Raw genomic sequence first — 20,592 nt, 5'->3', positions numbered from 1 at the left:
CAAAGCATTGCCAAAACACTTCCAATTTCCGATAATTTTTCGGAATTTCCATTAAATTTCCCACCATGAAAATCGCAACTTACAACGTAAATGGCGTAAACGGAAGATTGCCAGTACTTTTGAAATGGCTGTCTGAAGCAAAACCCGATATTGTCTGCCTTCAGGAACTCAAAGCGCCTAACGAAAAATTTCCCGATCAAGCGATTGCAGAGGCAGGTTACAAAGCGATCTGGCACGGACAAAAAAGCTGGAACGGCGTGGCAATCTTGTCGCGCGAACACGAAATACAGGAAATAGGGCGCAAACTTCCCGGCGATCCGGATGACGAGCAAAGCCGCTATCTCGAAGCAATGGTGAATGGCGTCTTGATTTGTTGTCTGTATCTGCCTAACGGAAATCCTTCGCCCGGACCGAAATTCGACTATAAACTCAACTGGTTCGAAAGATTGCAAAATCGCGCGAAAAAGCTTTTGGAATTCAACACGCCGACGATTCTGATAGGAGATTTCAACGTAATGCCAACCGAACTCGATGTGTACAAACCCGAGCGCTGGGTCGACGATGCGCTTTTCCGGCCTGAAACCCGCGAGGCTTTCCACAAGTTGGTTGCGCAAGGTTGGACAGATGCTATCAGGCATTTGTATCCGACGGAAACCATTTACACTTTTTGGGATTATTTCCGAAATGCTTACGGACGAAATGCGGGTTTGCGGATCGACCATTTTCTTTTGAGTCCCGGTCTCGAGGCGCGTTTGGCCGAGGCTCAGGTTGACCGGCACGTTCGCGGTTGGGAAAAGTCAAGCGATCATGCGCCTGTTTGGATCGAGCTTACTGATTAGTTTTTTGCCATTGTTCCGCCTGGATTTTTGAACCATTAAGGGCATTAAGCACATTAAGCTCTTTCATTGAAATTTTAAACAATTAAGATAATTAAGGTTAGTTAAGATCGAGCCGATTAAATCTTTCTGCAACGGCAGACACAACCTTAATGCTTTTAATGAACTTTAATTGTTCAAATTTATTCCCGAGCAAGTCAAAATCGAGCTTACTGATTAGTTTTTTGGCCATCAATCCGCTTGGACTTTTAAACCATTAAGCACATTAAGCACATTAAGCTCTTTCGTTGAAATTTTAAACAATTAAGATAATTAAGGTTAGTTAAGATCGGGCCGATTAAATCTTTCTGCAACGGCAGACACAATCTCAGTGCTCTTAATGAACTTTAATTGTTCAAATTTATTCCTAAGCAAGTCAAGATCGAGCTTACAGATTAGTCTTTTTGCCATTGTTCCGCTTGGATTTTTAAACCATTAAGGGCATTAAGCACATTAAGCTCTTTCATTGAAATTTTAAACAATTAAGATAATTAAGGTTAGTTAAGATCGGGCCGATTAAATCTTTCTGCAACGGCAGACACAACCTTAATGCTCTTAATGAACTTTAATTGTTCAAATTTATTCCCGAGCAAGTCAAGATCGAGCTTACAGATTAGTTTTTTGGCCATCAATCCGCTTGGACTTTTAAACCATTAAGCACATTAAGCACATTAAGCTCTTTCATTGAAATTTTAAACAATTAAGATAATTAAGGTTAGTTAAGATCGAGCCGATTAAATCTTTCTGCAACGGCAGACACAATCTTAATGCTCTTAATGAACTTAATGGTTCAAATTTATTTGCGGAAAGTAAAAAGTCAAGATCGATCCGATTGAATTCTTTCGGCAGCGACTGACAAAAACCTTACTGCTCTTAATGAACTTAATGGTTCAAATTTATTTGCGAACGATTATTAGACTAATATTGAACTTAATAGTTTCAATCCCTAAAAGTCTACAGGTTCAATCGTCATCTTCATCATCCATATCGATAACCAATTCACCTTTAGGTTGATGCATATTCCGGATAGCGAATTTCAAGCAAGATTTCACGATCGGATCTACTTCAGAAGCTAGTTTGGACTCGAGCATCGGAACCAACTCCATATTTCGCGAATCCAGACACATTTCGGCAGCTTTCATCCGGATTTTTTTGTTGGCCGATGCAAGTCCCGAACCAAAAATCTGGAGTTGTTGTTCAGACGAAAAGTTGTCCGAAACCACATTGAGCAAACGTTCCAAAGTCGCGCCTTTCGCAGCCTTTATCGCATCGACCACAAACAGTTTGGCTTCGTCAAAATGATAGACCAAAAGTTCCAAACGCGAAACCGCTCTTTCCCAAATGCCGCTTTTCCCTTTTGAAGTCGCCTCGTGCAATCGCTGCAATTGTTCCGATGAAACGCTGTTCGAATCAATGATTTCAATATAATCGGAAGCGAGTTTTTTGAGGATTTGTACCGAAGTTCCATCGGCCTTACTTCCTTGCGACCAACGTTCGATGTTCTCGATTTCTGTTTCCAGATCGTAGCTGAACAGCATTGGTTTTCCGTCGGCTTTGAGCGAATGGGAATTTGGCATATCTAATTGTTTCGGACGTTTATTTTCCTTTGCGACGGCTGCGTTCGGCCTTGATCAGTGTGAGTTCGCGGCTGGTTTGTCCGGCAACCGACGTATTTTCCTCGGCACGTCTGATCAAGTATGGCATCACGTCGCGAACCGGCCCGAACGGCAAATATTTGGCCACGTTGTATCCGTTTTCGGCCAGATTGTAACTGATGTTGTCGCTCATTCCGTAAAGCTGTCCGAACCAGATGCGGTTGTCGTTCTTGGCGATTCCTTCCTGATTCAGGAGTTCGATGAGTTTGTAGGAACTGTCCTCGTTGTGCGTTCCGGCGAAGACCGACATCGAATCGAGATGATTTACCATGTATTCGACTCCGGAGTCGTAGTTTTTGTCGGTGGCTTCCTTGTTGGCGCAAATGGGCGTGAGATAGCCTTTTTCCTCAGCTCTTTTGTGCTCTTTTTCCATATACGCGCCGCGAACCAATTTCATCCCGATGTAGAAACCATCGGCTTTGGCGCGCTCGTGCAATTGCTGCAGATAGTGCAATCTATCGTGGCGATACAGCTGCAAAGTATTGTAAACTATGGCCTTTTGTTTGTTGTATTTGCGCATCATCTGCTCGACAAGATCGTCGGCGGCGTCCTGCATCCAACTTTCCTCGGCGTCGATCAAAAGCGCGACATCTTTCTCGTGTGCGGTCTTGCAGACTTTGTCGAAACGCTCCACTACTCTGTTCCATTCGGCTTTTTCCTGTGGCGTCAATTCCTGGTTTTCACCGATTTTTTCGTAGAGTTCGAAACGTCCGAAACCCGTCGGCTTGAAAACCGCGAACGGGATCGCGAGCCTTTCCTTGGCAAATTCCACCGTTTTGAGCGTCATTTCGAGTGCCGCGTCAAATTGCGCTTCTTCCTCTTTTCCTTCCACCGAATAATCCAGAACCGACGAAACGCCTTTCGTAAACATCTTATCGACCACCGGCAAGCAATCCTGTTCGTTCACGCCACCGCAAAAATGGTCGAAAACCGTCGCGCGGATCAAACCTTCGACGGGCAAGTGCGCTTTGATGGCAAAATTCGTGACCGCGGTTCCGATTCTCACCAAAGGCTCGCTGTCGATGAGCTTGAACAAAAAATAGGCGCGATCGAGTTCGGTATCGCTTTTCAAGGCAAAGGCGACTTGTGTGTCGTTGAAGATTTTTTCCATGGCAATTTTGAAGATTGTGCAAATATAACCACGAATCCTGATTTCTTATTCGGCATTTTGAAATTTATGATAACGATTTCGCTGTTCATCGGTAAAAAACGCAAGTCCTGTCATTTGTCGATAATCCCTATTTTTTTAATCGACGAACGCCACGGCCTTTGTGATTTAAAGAGTTTTTTCACCGTTCAACGACTTTAAATTAGTAGGAAAAGTATTGTTGATAAGTTTGACCCAGAAATTCACAAGATACCACGATTACTATGGATAAGATTTTTGATCCGGTTTACAGAAAAGAATACATGGACGGATACGTTTTCGGGTCGAACCCTTTTCTGGGCGGCGATATGTCTTACAGCGGAGAAGCTTTCTCCAACGGATTTTACTCCGGACGCCACAATTACGAAAGCAACAACGGACCAATCTCACTCGGAATCCCGCAAAAACTTTTGAACAACGAAGTACTCGAGGATTTCATGCTTGCCGGAATGTTGGGAATGAGTATCGATTTGGACGGCTTCAACGATTTCCAGATCAAGGTCATCGGGAAGTGGTACATGAGCGGCGTCGAGAAATACGATCCGAGTGAATGGATGGATTTGTTCGCGTTTTTGGAATCGGAAGCGATTTTCGTCGAATACCGATAATTCCTTTCATCGGACGAGTCCAAAACAACCGATTTTCGTCCGTTTTTTTCTAAATTCGTTTTGACCGATCCTAAACTTCGCGGTCGAACGAAATGGCAGAAAATTTCCCCTTTTACCTGATTCTCGTTTTGGTCATCGCGCTCCTGGTGATGTTGGCCAACAAAATACGGGTTGCTTATCCGGTTTTGCTTGTACTCGCCGGACTCGGATTGAGTTTCGTGCCCGGAATCCCGCAGTTCGAGATCAGCCCCGAACTCATTTTCCTGATATTCCTTCCACCTTTATTATATGAAGCCGCCTGGTCGATCTCGTGGAAAGATCTTTGGTTCTGGAGACGCATCATTTGCAGTTTCGCATTTCTCGTGGTCTTGTTCTCGGCTTTCTCGGTCGCTTTGGCCGCGCACTATCTTATTCCTGGATTTTCCTTGGCACTTGGTTTCTTGCTTGGCGGAATCGTCTCTCCGCCTGATGCGGTAAGTGCCGGAGCAATCCTCAAATTCGTGAACGTGCCCAAACGGCTCTCGTCGATCCTCGAAGGCGAAAGTTTGCTCAACGACGCTTCTTCGCTTATCATTTTTCGATTTGCGCTGATTGCTGTCGGAAGCGGTGAATTCATTTTCCACGAAGCCGCGATGAGTTTCGGATGGATGCTTTTTTCGGGTGTCGGAATTGGCGTTTTGACGGGATTCGTGTTCATGAAACTGCACAAATATCTTCCCACAGATGCCAATATCGACGTGATCATGACCTTGGTCGCGCCTTACGCCATGTACATTTTAGCCGAAGAAGTGCACGGATCGGGCGTTTTGGCTGTTGTTTCCGGCGGACTGTTTTTGTCGAACAACAGGTTCCGATTCCTGCAGACGACTTCCAGGATTCGGAGCGTGAACGTTTGGGCGAGCCTGAGTTTCCTCTTGAACGGATTGGTCTTTATGCTCATCGGACTCGATCTTCCGCACATTACCAACGGACTGGAAAAGGAAGGTTTCGACGTGATGACTGCCATCGGTTACGGCGTTTTGGTAACCTTCGTGCTGATTGTCGCCCGACTCATTTCGTGCTATGCCGCTGTAATTATCACCTTGATAATGCGAAATTTTATCACGGTCGCAGATGCGAGTCATCCCGGTTTTCGCGTCCCGATCATTTTGGGCTGGTCGGGAATGCGAGGCGTTGTTTCATTGGCGGCCGCTTTGTCGATTCCAGTAATGATTTCGGGAGAAGCTTTTCCGCAGCGCAACCTGATCCTGTTCATCACTTTCGTCGTCATTTTGCTGACTTTGGTTGGACAAGGGCTTACACTTCCGTGGATAATCAAAAAGTTCCATCCCAAATATCCGGAAAACGAATTGTCCGAAGCCGAAATCGAGAACAACCTCAAACACGAACTCGCCGCCTTCGCGCTGTCCCAACTTCGCACGCACTATCCGACACAAATGGAAACCCAGCCGCTGATCAAACAGATCGCGTTCAAACTCCAGAACAATTCCGAAATCGAGGGCGATGATTACACTGGCGAGTGCATAACGATCCTGTCCGACCTGATTTCCAGACAACGCCACTGGCTTCTCGAAAAGAATAAAGGCGACCAGCATCTCAATGAAGATATCGTCCGCAAACACTTGCTGCGACTGGATCTGGAGGAGGAAAAACTGCGATTGAGCTAATCGTATCGCCTTTGGCTATTTGCGCATAGAATAATAGGATTTGGATTCTCGGGCCAAACTCCTAACTTTATGAAAACCGAAATTCGGTAAACAAAGCAAACCAATTTTAACGCAATACTATGGAACACGGATCAGACATCAGCAAATGCCCTTTCCACAATTCACAAGCCACGGCCGGAGGCGGAACCCGCAACGAGCAATGGTGGCCAAACAAACTCAAGGTCGGGATTCTCAGGCAGAATTCTCCCGTTTCAGATCCTTTGGGACAAGATTTCGACTATGTAAAAGCTTTCAACAGCCTCGATCTGGAAGCCGTAAAACAAGACCTTCACGCTTTGATGACAGATTCCCAGGATTGGTGGCCAGCCGATTTTGGTCACTACGGCGGACTTTTCATCCGGATGGCGTGGCATAGCGCGGGAACATACAGGGTTTCTGACGGACGCGGTGGCGCCGGAGCCGGAATGCAGCGTTTCGCACCATTGAACAGCTGGCCAGACAACGTGAGCCTCGACAAAGCGCGCCGCTTGCTGTGGCCTATCAAACAGAAATATGGAAACAAGATCTCGTGGGCCGATCTGATGGTCTTAACCGGAAATGTCGCGCTCGAATCGATGGGTTTCAAGACTTTCGGGTTCGCCGGCGGTCGAGCCGATGTTTGGGAAGCCGACGAATCGGTTTATTGGGGATCGGAAACAACGTGGCTCGGAAACGAGGAACGTTATGCTGACGGTGTTTCGGGCGTGAGCGGTCGCGGTGTCCTATCGTCTGACGAAGATGCCACGGGCGACACGCATTCAAGAGGTTTGGAAGAACCACTTGCCGCCGCACACATGGGATTGATCTATGTGAATCCTGAAGGTCCGGACGGAAACCCTGATCCTATAAAAGCAGCTCACGACATTCGAGTGACTTTTGGCCGCATGGCGATGAACGACGAGGAAACCGTGGCCCTGATCGCCGGCGGACACACTTTTGGCAAGACGCACGGAGCGGCGAATTCGGACAACGTCGGAAAAGAACCGGAAGCCGCCGATCTCGAACTGCAAGGCTTCGGTTGGCACAACAAATACAACACCGGAAAAGGTCCGGACACGATTACCAGCGGATTGGAAGTCACCTGGACGAAAACTCCAACGCAATGGAGCAACAATTTCTTCGAGAACCTTTTCGCGTTCGAATGGGAATTGACGAAAAGTCCGGCGGGCGCTCACCAATGGGTCGCCAAAAACGCCGAAGCCATCATTCCCGACGCTTTCGACGCTTCCAAAAAACACCTTCCGACGATGTTGACCACAGACCTTTCGCTGCGACTCGATCCGGTTTACGAAAAAATATCGCGCAACTTCCTTGAAAATCCCGACGCTTTCGCGGACGCATTCGCGAGAGCCTGGTACAAATTGACGCACCGCGACATGGGACCAAAAGCGCGTTACCTAGGCCCGGAAGTGCCAGGCGAAGAACTTCTGTGGCAAGATCCGATTCCCGAAGTGAACCACGAATTGGTCAATGAAAGCGATATTTCTGACCTCAAGTCGAAATTGTTGGTTTCAGGTTTGTCGGTTTCAGATCTGGTAACGACGGCTTGGGCTTCGGCCTCGACGTTCCGCGGTTCGGACAAACGCGGCGGCGCCAATGGAGCAAGAATCAGGCTGGAACCTCAAAAAAGCTGGCAGGTGAACAATCCGGCGAAGTTGCAGACCGTACTTTCTGTGCTGGAAAACATACAGCGCGAATTCCAGAATTCCGGAAAGAAGATTTCGTTGGCAGATTTGATCGTGCTAGGCGGAGTCGCGGCTGTCGAAAAAGCGGCAAAAGATGCAGGAAACGCGATTTCTGTTCCATTTACTCCCGGCAGAATGGACGCGTCACAGGAACAAACCGACGTCGAATCTTTCAACTATCTCGAACCGTTCGCCGATGGTTTCCGAAACTACAAAAAGTCGAATGCGCCAGTCGCTACCGAAGCTCTACTTATCGACAAGGCCAACCTGCTCACGCTTTCGGCTCCTGAATTGACGGTTCTCATTGGCGGACTTCGCGTGTTGGGAACGAACCACGACGGCTCGAAAAACGGCGTTTTCACAAACAATCCGGGGCAATTGACCAATGATTTCTTCGTGAATTTACTCGATATGAACACGGAGTGGAAAGCTGCTTCAGGCGACCGCGAACTTTATGAAGGACGCGACCGCAAGTCCGGTGAAGCGAAATGGACGGGAACGCGCGCCGACCTTGTCTTTGGATCGAACTCTGAATTGCGTGCCGTGGCCGAGGTTTACGCTTCGTCCGACGCGAAAGAAAAATTCGTCAAGGATTTCGTCAAGGTTTGGGACAAGGTCATGAATCTCGACAGGTTCGACCTCGACTGATCTTCAGTGCAAATTTATTTAAGCCACGAATTCGTTTATTCGTGGCTTTTCTATTTCTCCGGAATTGTGAGTGATCGCGCGCCTAACCGCGATTTGACAAGTCAAAAGGGATAAAACACACTGCTCAAATTTTAACCGCGAATTCGCGAATTTATCTGACAGCCGCAGGTAAATTCGCGAATTCGCGGTTAAAAATATTTTGGCGGTAAAAATCCGCGGCAAAAATTTGAACCATTAAGGGCATTAAGTTCATTAAGGTGTTTCACTAACTGGCTGACGTTTGCGCTTTCGTCGAAATGCTCAAACAGTAAGAATCCGTGGCAAAAAAAAAATCAGCGGCAAAAATTTGAACCATTAAGGGCATTAAGTTCATTAAGGTGTTTCACTAACTGGCTGACGTTTGCGCTTTCGTCGAAATGCTCAAACAGTAAGAATCCCTGGCAAAATAAATGTAGCGGCAAAATTTTGAACCACTAATGGTATGGAGTTCTTGGACTAAGGGAAAACTGCATTCCTTGTCTAGACAATTTTGGCTTCGGACGCTTTGCGTGAAGGATGCAAGTGGAAATCCTTTTTTGCGAAATGACTCTTTGTCGTCACCAAAATGATTTCCGCAAAAAAGATTGCAGCGGGTCAGCCTGACAGCGGCTGGGAAAAATGCGGCCAGCTTTTTTCCAGGCGGTGACACGCCCAAATTCACAAGCATTTACGGAAACAGAAGTGGATGCAGCTAAAAGCGTGATGAAGCAGAAAATGCGAAAAAACAGCGGCTTTTATTTGCCTAAAGACGACAGCTTTTTAAATACAAATCGCGTACTTTGCCCCTCAAATCAAAAAGCGATGCAAGCGATTCATGCCGATGGTTACTCGATAGTTTTCAATGAGGACGGATATTCCGAACTCAACGGACTTTTGGCGGCCAACTCCTATTCCCAGATTTTCGTCATTACCGATTCGAACGCGAACGAGTTCTGTATTCCAGATTTCCTGGCGCAACTCGAGACCGAAGTGAACATCGAAGTCATCGAGATCGAGCCCGGCGAGGAACAGAAACACATCGAGACCTGCGTTTCGATCTGGAACGTCCTGACCGAATATGGAGCCGACCGAAAAGCGCTTGTGATCAATGTCGGCGGCGGCGTCGTCACGGATTTGGGCGGATTCGTGGCCTCGACTTTCAAGCGCGGCATCGATTTCATCCACGTTCCGACGACTTTGCTCGCGATGGTCGACGCGTCGGTTGGCGGGAAAAACGGCGTGGATCTTGGCGTGCTCAAGAATCAGGTCGGAACCATTACGCCTCCGAAATTGCTCTTGATCGATACCGATTTTCTGGCGACGCTTCCGCAGCAACAAATGCGATCCGGATTGGCCGAAATGCTCAAACACGGACTGATTTACGACAAACCGTATTGGCGGAAATTTGTCGATTTGTCCCAAGTCGATTTCTCCGATTTCGATCAGCTGATCTATCGCTCGATCGAGATCAAGCAGGAAATCGTTTCCCAGGATCCGACCGAGAAAGGCATCCGCAAGGCACTGAACTTCGGTCATACTTTGGGGCATGCGATCGAGAGTTTTTATCTGGAATCTGAAAATCCGCTTTTGCATGGCGAGGCGATTGCAGTCGGGATGCTACTCGAGGCGCACATTTCCTGGCAAAAAGGACTTTTGTCGGAAGCCGAATTATCGGAAATCACAACGGCCATAACCGAAATTTTCGGCAAGGTCGAAATCGACGAAAATGACCTTCCGGAAATCTTCGAATTGCTCAAACACGACAAGAAAAACGAGTATGGGAAAGTGCTGTTTTCGTTGCTGGACGGAATCGGCGGCATAAAAATAAATGCCCAAGTCGAAAACGAACTGATTCTCAAAGCCTTCGCATCGTACAAATCTTAATATATTTTTAATAAAAAGGCTTGTTTACAGGAAACTTTATTTTTTACATTTGCCCTTAATGAACAATTTCCAAAACACTACTAAAAACGCGCCTTTCGACATTTTCGTCAAGTGGATTTACCGCGAGGCAACAGGTGTTTTCAGAACGGTTTGGGCCGTACTTCACGTAGAGCCTGGCCCTTGCTTCCACAGTGAAAAACTACAGATCATTTTTGCCAATATACGGGTTTGAGGACAGTTGCGCATACGCTGTTTTTAAACCTTTTTCAATTTCAATCCGGTACTAAATGAATACAAAATATTTCGACCTTATCAACCAGACGTTCTATTTTCCGCAGGAAGAATTCCGTCTGAACAAAGATTCGCTTCTTTTCCACAACATCGACCTGATGAAACTCGTCGAGGAATACGGTACGCCGCTCAAGTTCACCTACCTTCCGGCGATTTCCAACAACATCAACAAGGCAAAAGGCTGGTTCAGGAAAGCGATGGAAAAAAGCGGATACGAAGGCAAATACTTCTATTGCTATTGCACCAAAAGTTCGCACTTCGAATTCGTGATGAACGAGGCTTTCAAGAACAATATCCACATCGAGACCTCGTCGGCATTCGACATCAATATCGTGGAGAATCTGCTCAAGAACGGCAAGATCAACCGCAATACGCATGTGGTCTGCAACGGATTCAAACGAGAGGAATACATCGACAACATCGCTCGCCTGATCAACAACGGTCACAGCAAGACGATTCCCGTTATCGACAATTACGACGAATTGAGCATGATTCTCGAAAAAGTCCCGACCAAGAAAATCAAGGTCGGCATCCGGATCGCGGCCGAGGAAGAGCCGAAATTCGAATTCTATACCTCGCGTCTGGGCATCGGATACAAAAACATCGTGCCTTTCTACAAGAAAGAGATTGCCGACAACAAACAGGTCGAGCTCAAAATGCTGCACTTTTTCATCAACACGGGAATTCGCGACACGGCGTATTACTGGAACGAATTGGTGAAGTGTCTCAAGGTTTACATCAACCTCAAAAAGGAATGTCCAACGCTTGACAGCCTGAACATTGGCGGCGGTTTCCCGATAAAAAACTCGTTGGCTTTCGAATACGATTACCAATATATGGTCGACGAGATCATCAACCAGATCAAGACCGCTTGCGACGATGCCGAAGTTCCTGTTCCGAATATCTTTACCGAATTCGGATCGTTCACTGTTGGCGAATCAGGTGGCGCGATCTACGAGATCATCCACCAAAAACAACAGAACGACCGCGAGAAATGGAACATGATCGATTCGTCTTTCATCACGACATTGCCTGATTCCTGGGCGATTTCGAAGCGTTTCGTGATGCTCGCCGTAAACCGCTGGAACGACACTTACGAGCGCGTTTTACTTGGCGGACTCACTTGTGATTCAGACGATTACTACAATTCGGAACAACACATGAACGCGGTTTATCTTCCGAAATACAACAAGGAGAAACCACTTTACATAGGGTTTTTCAATACGGGCGCTTATCAGGAAACCATCGGCGGTTTTGGAGGTTTGCACCACTGTTTGATCCCGCAACCCAAGCACATTCTCATCGACCGTGACGAAAACGGGATTTTGGGTACAGAGATTTTCTCTCCGGAGCAGAAATCTCAAGACGTACTTAAAATTCTAGGTTACGACGAAAAATAATTTATTTTTGAAAGCTAAGACAAAAACTAGAATACGACTATAATGAGTAAAGGACCAATTAGCCAGTTTATTGAAAAGTACTATCTGCATTTCAACTCGGCAGCCTTGGTGGACGCGGCGAAAGCTTACGAAGACCAATTGAACAACGGGGCAAAGATGATGGTGACGCTTGCGGGCGCGATGAGTACGGCTGAACTTGGCAAAATTTTCGCCGAAATGATCCGCCAGGACAAAGTCCAGATCATCTCGTGCACCGGAGCGAACCTCGAAGAGGACATCATGAACCTGGTGGCGCACTCGCACTACGAAAGAGTTCCGAATTACCGCGATTTGACGCCACAACAAGAATGGGATTTGCTCGAGCGCGGACTCAACCGTGTGACCGACACCTGCATCCCTGAACACGAGGCTTTCCGACGTCTGCAAAAGCACGTTTACCAAATCTGGAAAGACGCGGACGACAAGGGCGAGCGTTATTTCCCTCACGAATTCATGTACAAGATGTTGCTCTCGGGCGTTCTTGAGGAATATTACGAGATCGACTTGAAGGATTCGTGGATGTACGCTGCCGCGGAAGCCAATTTGCCGATCGTCGTTCCAGGTTGGGAAGATTCCACGATGGGCAACATTTTCGCCTCTTACGTAATCAAAGGCGAACTGAAAGCCACGACGATGAAATCAGGTATCGAGTACATGACTTTCCTGGCCGACTGGTATTCCAAGAATTCAGACAAAGGCGTCGGCTTCTTTCAAATTGGAGGCGGAATCGCAGGAGATTTCCCAATTTGCGTCGTTCCGATGTTGTATCAGGACATGGAAATGCACGATGTTCCGTTCTGGAGCTATTTCTGCCAGATCTCGGACTCTACCACAAGTTACGGATCGTATTCGGGCGCCGTTCCCAACGAGAAAATCACCTGGGGAAAACTCGACATCAACACACCCAAATTTATTATAGAATCGGATGCGACTATTGTGGCTCCGCTTATTTTCGCTTACCTTTTAGACATGTAACCTCTGCCCTATGAAACGCGTAATTGTAGACTATAACAAACTGACCAACGAGATCCTGACTTTGCTGCTGGAAAAATTTCCCGACGGATACGACGATTCACACATCGTACGTTTCAGAAATGCCCAAAACGAGCTTGTCGAAGCCGTCGAAGTCCGTACCGAAGACACGATCTATTTGGTAAAAGTGAGTACGAAACTTGCAAGCCGTCTCGAGAAATTCGACGAAGACAACGACATAGACGATATCGCAGAACCGATCGATTCCATGAAATTGGAAATCGAGGACGAGGATGCGCCATCGGCAGACGATGAGGAAGAAGAAGATGAAGACGACGCCGACAAGCCAAAGCGCAGCCGAGGCGAAGATGGTGACGACGACGATGACGATGACGACGATTTCGACGAGGACGAGAAAGAATTCGACGACGAAGAAGATGATGAAGAAGACGAAAAATAAAGAAATGGGAATCCGGTTTGGGTTCCTTTTTTTTGGAGTGCCTGAGTTCGGAGTTCCTGAATGCCTGAGTTCGTACAACGCAAAAACTAAATCGCAGTTGACCTCGATCTGATTCCCGATTCCCGATTCCCGGACGCTGATTTTAACAGATTTGCGCTGTTCTTCCCGGATTTTATCTTTGGAATTTGGAATTTGTCATGACTGGGATTGGGTTTTGGAATTTGGTGATTTGTAAAAAAGAACTGCTAACTTTAAGCAAAGTGTTTAAAAAATGGATCCGGAAAAAGATTATCTCGAACTGAACCGAAAAACCTGGAACGACAAGGTCGATGTGCACGTCAATTCTGATTTTTACGGTCAAGCCGATTTCATGTCGGGCAAAAGTTCGCTCAAACCGATAGAACTCGAGTTGCTTGGAAATGTAGCAGGAAAAAGGATTTTGCACCTGCAATGCCATTTCGGACAAGACTCGATTTCACTGGCCAGAATGGGCGCGACCGTAGTTGGGGTCGATTTTTCGGATAAAGCTGTCGAAACCGCGACGCGTCTGTCAAAAGATCTGAATGCCGATGCAACCTTTATTTGCAGCGACGTCTACGATCTGCCAAACAAAATGTATCAGGAATTCGATATCGTTTTTACGTCTTACGGAACGATTGGTTGGCTTCCGGATCTCGACAAATGGGCGAAAGTCATCAGCCATTTCCTAAAACCCGACGGAAAATTCGTGTTCGCGGAATTTCATCCCGTGATCTGGATGTACGACGACGATTTTGCGAAAGTGACTTACGATTATTTTAAGTCGGATGCGATTTTGGAAACGTCCACGGGCACGTATGCCAACCAAGATTCCGAAATCGAGAACCGCACGATTTCCTGGAACCATTCGCTTTCGGAAGTTTTCACAAGTCTTGTCGCGAACGGATTGTCTGTCGAAAAATTCAACGAATACGACTATTCGCCATACGATTGCTTCAACAACACCGAAGAGTTCGAAGCCGGAAAATTCCGCATCAAGCATTTTGGCAACAAAATCCCGATGGTGTATTCGATTTTGGCCGCAAAGAAATGATCAGCTCCTTTCCTGCCCTGGCGTCAAAAACCTCAAAAATCCTGATTCTGGGAACGATGCCCGGCGTAAAATCTTTGGAAAAACACGAATATTATGCGCATCCGCAAAATGCCTTCTGGAAGATCATGTTTTCGCTTTTCTCCAAATTACCCGTTCCGCCTGATTTCGAGAGTCGCAAAAAAATCCTGATAGCCAACGACATCGCACTTTGGGACGTCTTGGAAAGTTGCGAGCGCGCCGGAAGTCTGGATTCCAACATCAAAAACGGAATCCCGAACAAAATCCCCGAATTACTCGAAAACCATCCGAACATAAAAGCGCTGATTTTCAACGGAAAGGAAAGCCATAAGATATTTGTCAAGACGTTCGGTTCTTCCATTTCGCTTCCGCAGATCGTCATGCCTTCGACGAGTCCGGCGAACACTATGAAGTTTGACATGAAATTGGAAAACTGGAAAACGATCCTGAATTTTTAAGCTACAAATACCGCTCCTGATAAACCTTGACATGATGGTTTTGATGGCCAATGATCGCAAAACCAAGCGCCCGAACCGAATTCGGATTCCCGTTAGCATTGCCTATCCGCGCCAAAACCTCGTCCGAAAAAGACTTGAAAAGCGAAATGTTCGAGTAGCGCACTTCGGAAAATTCATTCAGCAAAGCCGTCAAATGACGTGAATTCCCGAAAGATTCGTCAGCGTAATCATTTTCCTCGAAGCCCGGCAAAGGCGTTTTGTCATTTCTCGCGAAAGCCAGCGCGCGATAGGCGAAAATGCGTTCGGTATCGATAATGTGCTGGATGATTTCCTTGATTGTCCATTTTCCTTCGGCGTATCGGTAATCGAATTTGTCCATTGGGATTTCCCTTATGAAATGCACGAATCGGTGAAGCGAGATCTCAAGTTCTTCGACCAAATTGACTTCGTCGACCAAATCGATATATGTTTTTTGATAAGCCGGATACTCGTTCGGCTGTAATTGGCTGGGTTTCATCAGGCGGAATTTCTGGCGGCGTTGGTATTTCCAAAGAGCGATCGCGTCACGAGTTTTTCATAAACGGCAATCAGGTTTTCATCGGGATTTTCGTTTTTCTGGATTTCATTGATGCGCTGAAGCGAATATTGTTGTATCACCAGCAGCGGTAAAACGATGTGTTCGCGCACGGCGATCGAGGCTTTTCCGTCGGGATAATTTTCCATTAGCGTCTCGTGTCCGGCGATCTTCAGCAGCAAGCGCTTGGTTTCTTCGTATTCGTCCTTGACCAATTTCCAGAAAGGCCCGAATTCCGGATCGTCCTGAATGTAGTTCGTGAGCGGAAAAAACGATTTTGCGAGCGACATCATACTATTCTCGAGCAAAGTCCTGAAAAACAGCGAGCGGTCAAAAAGCTCCTGGATTTTGTCCCAATTCCCGTTTTCCTCAAAAGCTTTCAAAGCCGTTCCGACTCCGAAAAATCCCGGGATGTTGACCTTGAGCATGCTCCATGCGCCCACAAAAGGAATCGCTCGCAAATCGCCAAAATTCAATTTATCTCCTTTGTTCCGTTTGGCTGGTCGGCTGCCGATATTCAGCATTGAATAATATTTGAGCGCACTCATTTCCTGCAAGAAAGGAAGGAATTTCTCGTGGTTCTTGAAAGCGGAATATTTTTTGTAGCCGAATTCGGAAAGTTCGTCCAACAGTTTTTTGTCGTCTGCCGAAAGATCGTTTTTGCCTTTTTCGAATACCATGTTGTTGATTCCGGCACTCAGCAAATTTTCGAGATTGTATCGGCACGAATCTTTTGTCCCGAAATTCGAGCTGATCGTCTGGCCTTGGATCGTAAGCTGGATTTCGCGATTCTCTATGTCCGAACCCAACGATGCGTAGAATTTGTGGGTTTTTCCACCACCTCTTGCCGGCGGACCGCCTCGTCCATCGAAGAAAATCACTTTGATGTCGTACTTTCTCGAAACGGCCGTGATCGCTTCCTTGGCCTTGAAAATTCCCCAGTTCGCCATGAGATAGCCGCCGTCTTTCGTGCCGTCGGAAAAGCCCAGCATTACGGTTTGCGTATTGCCGCGACGTTTCAGGTGCGCGAGATATTCCGGATTCGTATACAATTCTTCCATCACATCTTCCGAACGTTTCAGATCTTCGACTGCCTCGAACAAAGGCACGATATCGACATTTGGATTTTCCCAACCCGAAAGTTTAAACATGGCAAGTGTTTCCAGGACATTGAGTGCACTTTCGTTATTGCTGATGATGTAACGGTTGCTCGCCAATTCGCCATTTTTTTGCTGGATTTCCTTCATGGCGCGCATCGAGTCGAGCGTTTGGTTGGCGATTTCGTCGTCCAGATCTGATTTTTGGTTTTCTACCTTGATGTTTCCGGCGATTTCCATTCGTTTTTCTTCGGATAAATCCTTGTAATCGTTGGGAATTTCGGAGTCTTTCTTACTGATTGTCTCGATCACCGAATTGTGGATGTGACTGTTTTGGCGGATGTCGAGCGAGGCGAAATAAAACCCGAAAACGTTGATTTTGTTCAAAAGCGAATCGACGTCTTCCACGTAAAGCGATTGGTGTTCGCTCGTGATGATCTTGCGGATTTCAATCAGGCTACTTTTGAATTCGTCGGCTGAGAGAAACAATTCGCCGTCCGGACTGAATGCCGATTTGTAGATTTTGGTTTCGAGATCGGCCACCATTTGGTCGACTTTGGAAAACGTGATTTTTCTCCTAAGACGACGCATGTCCTTATAATAACATTTGAGGATCGCGATGCGAAGCCTTTCGGCAACTTTGTGCGTGATTTCGGTTGTCACGAATGGGTTTCCGTCGCGATCGCCTCCGGGCCAAAAGCCGAGACTCAAAATCGGGCCGCCAATCTTGTCGCCCTGGTAAATGTTTCGGCAGATAAAATTCACGATGTCGCCGCAAGTCTCATAAAATACGTTTTCGAGATACCAAATCAGGCTGACGGCTTCGTCGTAAGGCGTCGGTTTTTCTTTTTTGATAAAAGGCGTTTTCCCGAGTTGGGAAAGCAGTTTCTTGATTTCGTACAGGTTGTCGGTGCGGATGGCTTCGGTAAGATCTGTGATGATTCCGAGAACCGATCCCGGATAGAATTGCGTCGGATGCGCCGTGAGCACTGTCCGAATCTTGAAATCGTCGAGGAAATCCTTGAGTTTGTTGCGCACATCTTCGGCATCGGCTGCGTCGCGAACTTCGCGCATCGAACCTTTTCCCTCGAGATTGTTCACATCGGCGAAAGCGGCATCTTCGATAGCGTCGAACAAAACGATCTGTCTTTCCACATATTGGATGAATCGGAACATCAAATCGATGCGATCCTGTTCGGACGGATTGTCCATGTATTTCGAGGCGAAGAAACCCACGATTTGCTCCGGACTTTCATTTTGCGAAAATCCTTTCTCGCAAACTTCTGTGAACAAAGGCAAAAGCGCGCCCGTGTTGTAAATGTCGTCGAAAGGAAGTGTGAGGAAAACGCTGTTGTAAACGTTGTATTTGGACAGGACATTTCGGTCGAAACGCTCCATTTTTGGCGGCGTGTACATGTTTTTAAGATTTTCCTTCAAGGTATAAAAAAACCCCGAACGAGCGTCGGGGTTTAAGAAATTCATAAGTGTGTGGATTACATCCGATAAGGAAAATCGAACACCGAAAATTACATATTCTTGAAGATCGTATGCATCAGACGTTTCTTGTCATTGATGCTTTCCTCTAGTGAAATCATGGTTTCTGTTCTGTAAACGCCGTCGATATCGTCAATCATGAAGATAACGTCCTTGGCATGTTTGGTGTCCTTGGCGCGGATCTTACAGAAGATGTTGAACTTTCCTGTAGTCACATGTGCCACAGTCACGAAAGGGATTTCGTTGATGCGCTCCAAAACGAATTTGGTCTGTGACGTATTGTTGAGGAAAACCCCGACGTAAGCGATGAAAGAATAGCCCAATTTCTCGTAATCAAGCGTTAGAGACGAGCCCATGATGATTCCGGCGTCTTCCATTTTCTTGACACGCACGTGCACGGTTCCGGCAGAAATCAACAGTTTTTTGGCAATGTCAGTGAAAGGTACGCGGGTGTTGTCAATCAGCATATCCAAAATCTGATGATCGACTTCATCTAAACGAAACTTGCTCATAATGTGTATTTGTTTTTATCGGTCTGTATAATTTGTCTTTGCAATACAAAAGAAATATTTTTTCCTTAATAGAAAAACGAAAAGACTACATTTCTTTTAAACCATTAACAATTTTAACATCGTTTCCGATAGAAAAATTTGCTTTTTGGTCAATTTCAGGAAAATTATTGATTCCGTTGGAAAAAATTTCCTGAGCTGCGTCCAGTTCGACGTGTCCGAAGTGGTGATCCAAATCGCCAACCTGCGCTATGTAAGCGTTGAATTGAATGGAATTTCCGACAAGTTCCTCTTTGTATTGTGCGGCAAAATTCGTAATTTTTTCCGTACCATCATAATTAATCTTGATATTTCTGTAGACAAAATCAAAAAATACGACCTTATTTTGAGGAATATTTAAATATTCTGCAATGGAGTTATTAACTATAACGTTTTCGGAAATCTGCTGCAAACCAGTCAAAAGGCTCGTGAAAAACAAAAAGCGGGTTTCTTCCCTATCGTAATCTTTCCCGAAATGTCCGGCTTCGATCAAAACCGTAGGAACGCCCCGGAACTGGAAGTTGTCGCCCACGCAATTGATGTTGAACGAGTCGTCGAATCTTCCCACCTGACCGGGAATCAGCTGTTGCAAGACTTCGTTCATCGCCACGATAGCATCCACCGCTTTCTGACGCGTGCCATTCATGTCGCGATCGAAATTGAATGCCGGCGCCAAAAGCGAGATCGTGGCCGGTTTGCCCGTATCCCCGACACCGAAAATCGTGCGTTGGTCGTGAAGGTTGAAACAGAAATCGGGTTCGAATTCCTCAAAAAGCTCAGTGAGCGCGCGGCTTTCGGGTTGGGTCAATTCGTGGAAATCGCGATTCAGGTCGACGTTGTCAAAATTCGCCCGCGTGTACAATTTGGCGCCGTCGGGATTGAGCATCGGAACAAAACACATCGTGAATTCCGATAAAAATTGTTTGGCCAGCGCTTCGTCGGATGCCAGAAAATTGAAAAGATCGAACAGGGCTTTGGTCGATGTCGATTCGTTTCCGTGCATTTGCGACCACATCAGGATCTTGCGCGAACCGCTTCCGACCTTCAAATAAAGCAAAGGCAATTTGTTCACCGATGTCCCGAATTGCTTCACGAGCGCGTGTCTGCTGTGATTCTTGAGTAACGGAAGTATGTCGTCGAGCGTAATGTATCGGCCGTGAATGGCTTTTTCTTTATGGCTGTCGAAAACTTTTCTGTAATCCATCTTTGTGTTTTGAACCGCAAAAGTACGCATACTGCCAAAAATGAGAAACCCCGGAACGTGCCGAGGTTTCAGAACCAATAAAACAAACACAAATATTTCGAACCGCGTTTAGGGACGCGGATCTCTTGTCTCTTTTACATTTACGGCTTTGCTTTGGTCTTGGTTTTGTAAACGCTGAATTTTAACTAAATACCGTTTTTGTTCCAGCGGAAACATTACTACTTCTTTGGAAAATTACCTTTACGATCAATCTTCCAGTCGTGGCAAAATTTTAACCATTAAGAACATTAAGGCGCTTCGCTTATGTTCAGCCAGAAATACACAGTCTAACGTTTTTAAACCATTAAGTAGTTAAGGAAAGTTAAGGGTGGCTTTGGATTGAGTTAATCCGTACGATCCGATAATATGTGAAAATTTGCGATCTGTAATAACGCGCGATCTGTGAAAAATCCGCCCATCCGCGGCAAAAAAATCAGCGGCGCGTATCATTCGTCTATTCGTGGCAAAAAGCGAAACCAAAAATTATTTCAGCCGCCAATTCGCGAATTCCTCCTGACATCCGTCACATAAATTCGCGAATTCGCGGTTACATAAACTTCGAAAACCTACAAGGTTGAAAAAACCTTGCAGGTTAACCCGAACTGAAATCCGTGCGATCCGTGAAAATCCGTGCATCCGTGGCAAAAAATCAGCAACGCGTGACATTCGTCCATTCGTGGCAAAAAAGCGAAACCGAAAA

The 20,592-nt window shown here is 46.3% G+C and carries 17 protein-coding genes; 11 read left to right on the top strand and 6 right to left on the bottom strand.

Translation table 11 applies throughout. The features are described 5' to 3' along the window. Positions 1 to 65 precede the first annotated feature (65 nt). Positions 66 to 839, top strand: coding sequence for an exodeoxyribonuclease III (gene xth, locus EOO49_RS12600; protein ID WP_290846214.1), 774 nt, complete (start codon positions 66 to 68; stop codon positions 837 to 839). A 998-nt stretch (positions 840 to 1,837) separates the two neighbouring features. On the opposite strand, the gene EOO49_RS12595 is transcribed toward xth, so the two are convergent. After that, positions 1,838 to 2,452, bottom strand: a complete 615-nt coding sequence (locus tag EOO49_RS12595; protein ID WP_290846212.1) for a hypothetical protein — start codon at positions 2,450 to 2,452, stop codon at positions 1,838 to 1,840. Positions 2,453 to 2,471: 19 nt separating this feature from the next. Then, entirely contained in the window at positions 2,472 to 3,641 is a 1,170-nt protein-coding gene (locus EOO49_RS12590; protein ID WP_290846210.1) for a proline dehydrogenase family protein, read from the bottom strand. A 260-nt stretch (positions 3,642 to 3,901) separates the two neighbouring features. Here EOO49_RS12590 and EOO49_RS12585 point away from each other — a divergent pair, with 260 nt between their 5' ends. The 10 genes from EOO49_RS12585 to EOO49_RS12540 all read left to right on the top strand — a co-directional run bounded on the left by EOO49_RS12585 (position 3,902) and on the right by EOO49_RS12540 (position 14,936). After that, positions 3,902 to 4,285 (top strand): hypothetical protein, encoded by a 384-nt coding sequence (locus EOO49_RS12585; protein ID WP_290846208.1) that lies wholly within the window; start codon positions 3,902 to 3,904, stop codon positions 4,283 to 4,285. Between the two features lie 92 nt (positions 4,286 to 4,377). After that, entirely contained in the window at positions 4,378 to 5,952 is a 1,575-nt protein-coding gene (locus tag EOO49_RS12580) for a Na+/H+ antiporter (protein ID WP_290846206.1), read from the top strand. A 119-nt stretch (positions 5,953 to 6,071) separates the two neighbouring features. Then, a complete protein-coding gene (gene katG, locus EOO49_RS12575) occupies positions 6,072 to 8,324 on the top strand; it encodes a catalase/peroxidase HPI (protein WP_290846204.1) in 2,253 nt (750 codons plus the stop codon). An 840-nt stretch (positions 8,325 to 9,164) separates the two neighbouring features. Beyond that, on the top strand, positions 9,165 to 10,226 hold the full coding sequence (gene aroB, locus EOO49_RS12570; RefSeq protein ID WP_290846202.1) for a 3-dehydroquinate synthase: 1,062 nt from the start codon (positions 9,165 to 9,167) through the stop codon (positions 10,224 to 10,226). 58 nt (positions 10,227 to 10,284) lie between these two features. After that, entirely contained in the window at positions 10,285 to 10,458 is a 174-nt protein-coding gene (locus EOO49_RS12565; RefSeq protein WP_290846201.1) for a hypothetical protein, read from the top strand. Positions 10,459 to 10,513: 55 nt separating this feature from the next. Further along, the gene (locus EOO49_RS12560; protein WP_290846199.1) at positions 10,514 to 11,917 is read left to right on the top strand and encodes an arginine decarboxylase; all 1,404 of its coding nucleotides are present in this window, start codon (positions 10,514 to 10,516) and stop codon (positions 11,915 to 11,917) included. A 42-nt stretch (positions 11,918 to 11,959) separates the two neighbouring features. Further along, positions 11,960 to 12,931 (top strand): deoxyhypusine synthase family protein, encoded by a 972-nt coding sequence (locus EOO49_RS12555; protein ID WP_290846197.1) that lies wholly within the window; start codon positions 11,960 to 11,962, stop codon positions 12,929 to 12,931. 10 nt (positions 12,932 to 12,941) lie between these two features. Beyond that, on the top strand, positions 12,942 to 13,388 hold the full coding sequence (locus tag EOO49_RS12550; RefSeq protein ID WP_290846194.1) for a DNA primase: 447 nt from the start codon (positions 12,942 to 12,944) through the stop codon (positions 13,386 to 13,388). Between the two features lie 271 nt (positions 13,389 to 13,659). Then, a complete protein-coding gene (locus EOO49_RS12545; RefSeq protein WP_290846192.1) occupies positions 13,660 to 14,460 on the top strand; it encodes a bifunctional 2-polyprenyl-6-hydroxyphenol methylase/3-demethylubiquinol 3-O-methyltransferase UbiG in 801 nt (266 codons plus the stop codon). After that, complete coding sequence (locus EOO49_RS12540; protein WP_290846190.1) at positions 14,457 to 14,936, top strand: DNA-deoxyinosine glycosylase; 480 nt, start codon at positions 14,457 to 14,459, stop codon at positions 14,934 to 14,936. Before EOO49_RS12545 ends, EOO49_RS12540 begins: the two co-directional genes overlap by 4 nt. A gap of 1 nt (position 14,937) precedes the next feature. On the opposite strand, the gene EOO49_RS12535 is transcribed toward EOO49_RS12540, so the two are convergent. From EOO49_RS12535 to EOO49_RS12520, 4 genes are all read right to left on the bottom strand, one after another. Beyond that, on the bottom strand, positions 14,938 to 15,453 hold the full coding sequence (locus EOO49_RS12535) for a DinB family protein (RefSeq protein ID WP_290846188.1): 516 nt from the start codon (positions 15,451 to 15,453) through the stop codon (positions 14,938 to 14,940). Next, positions 15,453 to 18,023: a phosphoenolpyruvate carboxylase gene (locus EOO49_RS12530; protein WP_290846382.1), complete on the bottom strand. Its 2,571-nt coding sequence runs from the start codon at positions 18,021 to 18,023 to the stop codon at positions 15,453 to 15,455. The genes EOO49_RS12535 and EOO49_RS12530 overlap by 1 nt, the downstream gene beginning before the upstream one ends. 110 nt (positions 18,024 to 18,133) lie before the next feature. Beyond that, positions 18,134 to 18,613, bottom strand: a complete 480-nt coding sequence (locus EOO49_RS12525; RefSeq protein WP_091399129.1) for a winged helix-turn-helix transcriptional regulator — start codon at positions 18,611 to 18,613, stop codon at positions 18,134 to 18,136. Between the two features lie 85 nt (positions 18,614 to 18,698). After that, the gene (locus EOO49_RS12520) at positions 18,699 to 19,853 is read right to left on the bottom strand and encodes a M14 metallopeptidase family protein (protein ID WP_290846183.1); all 1,155 of its coding nucleotides are present in this window, start codon (positions 19,851 to 19,853) and stop codon (positions 18,699 to 18,701) included. Positions 19,854 to 20,592 lie beyond the last annotated feature (739 nt).

Source organism: Flavobacterium sp. (genome assembly GCF_004295795.1).
GTDB lineage: Bacteria > Bacteroidota > Bacteroidia > Flavobacteriales > Flavobacteriaceae > Flavobacterium.
This window is presented reverse-complemented; position numbering and strand designations above follow the sequence as displayed.

Coding starts and splice junctions, on each gene's coding strand:
- EOO49_RS12555 (WP_290846197.1), top strand. CDS start 11,960: ATGAGTAAAGGACCAATTAGCCAGTTTATTGAAAAGTACTATCTGCAT.
- EOO49_RS12535 (WP_290846188.1), bottom strand. CDS start 15,453: ATGAAACCCAGCCAATTACAGCCGAACGAGTATCCGGCTTATCAAAAA.
- EOO49_RS12530 (WP_290846382.1), bottom strand. CDS start 18,023: ATGTACACGCCGCCAAAAATGGAGCGTTTCGACCGAAATGTCCTGTCC.
- EOO49_RS12540 (WP_290846190.1), top strand. CDS start 14,457: ATGATCAGCTCCTTTCCTGCCCTGGCGTCAAAAACCTCAAAAATCCTG.
- EOO49_RS12595 (WP_290846212.1), bottom strand. CDS start 2,452: ATGCCAAATTCCCATTCGCTCAAAGCCGACGGAAAACCAATGCTGTTC.
- EOO49_RS12585 (WP_290846208.1), top strand. CDS start 3,902: ATGGATAAGATTTTTGATCCGGTTTACAGAAAAGAATACATGGACGGA.
- EOO49_RS12550 (WP_290846194.1), top strand. CDS start 12,942: ATGAAACGCGTAATTGTAGACTATAACAAACTGACCAACGAGATCCTG.
- EOO49_RS12520 (WP_290846183.1), bottom strand. CDS start 19,853: ATGGATTACAGAAAAGTTTTCGACAGCCATAAAGAAAAAGCCATTCAC.
- EOO49_RS12565 (WP_290846201.1), top strand. CDS start 10,285: ATGAACAATTTCCAAAACACTACTAAAAACGCGCCTTTCGACATTTTC.
- katG (WP_290846204.1), top strand. CDS start 6,072: ATGGAACACGGATCAGACATCAGCAAATGCCCTTTCCACAATTCACAA.
- xth (WP_290846214.1), top strand. CDS start 66: ATGAAAATCGCAACTTACAACGTAAATGGCGTAAACGGAAGATTGCCA.
- EOO49_RS12590 (WP_290846210.1), bottom strand. CDS start 3,641: ATGGAAAAAATCTTCAACGACACACAAGTCGCCTTTGCCTTGAAAAGC.
- EOO49_RS12560 (WP_290846199.1), top strand. CDS start 10,514: ATGAATACAAAATATTTCGACCTTATCAACCAGACGTTCTATTTTCCG.
- EOO49_RS12525 (WP_091399129.1), bottom strand. CDS start 18,613: ATGAGCAAGTTTCGTTTAGATGAAGTCGATCATCAGATTTTGGATATG.
- EOO49_RS12545 (WP_290846192.1), top strand. CDS start 13,660: ATGGATCCGGAAAAAGATTATCTCGAACTGAACCGAAAAACCTGGAAC.
- aroB (WP_290846202.1), top strand. CDS start 9,165: ATGCAAGCGATTCATGCCGATGGTTACTCGATAGTTTTCAATGAGGAC.
- EOO49_RS12580 (WP_290846206.1), top strand. CDS start 4,378: ATGGCAGAAAATTTCCCCTTTTACCTGATTCTCGTTTTGGTCATCGCG.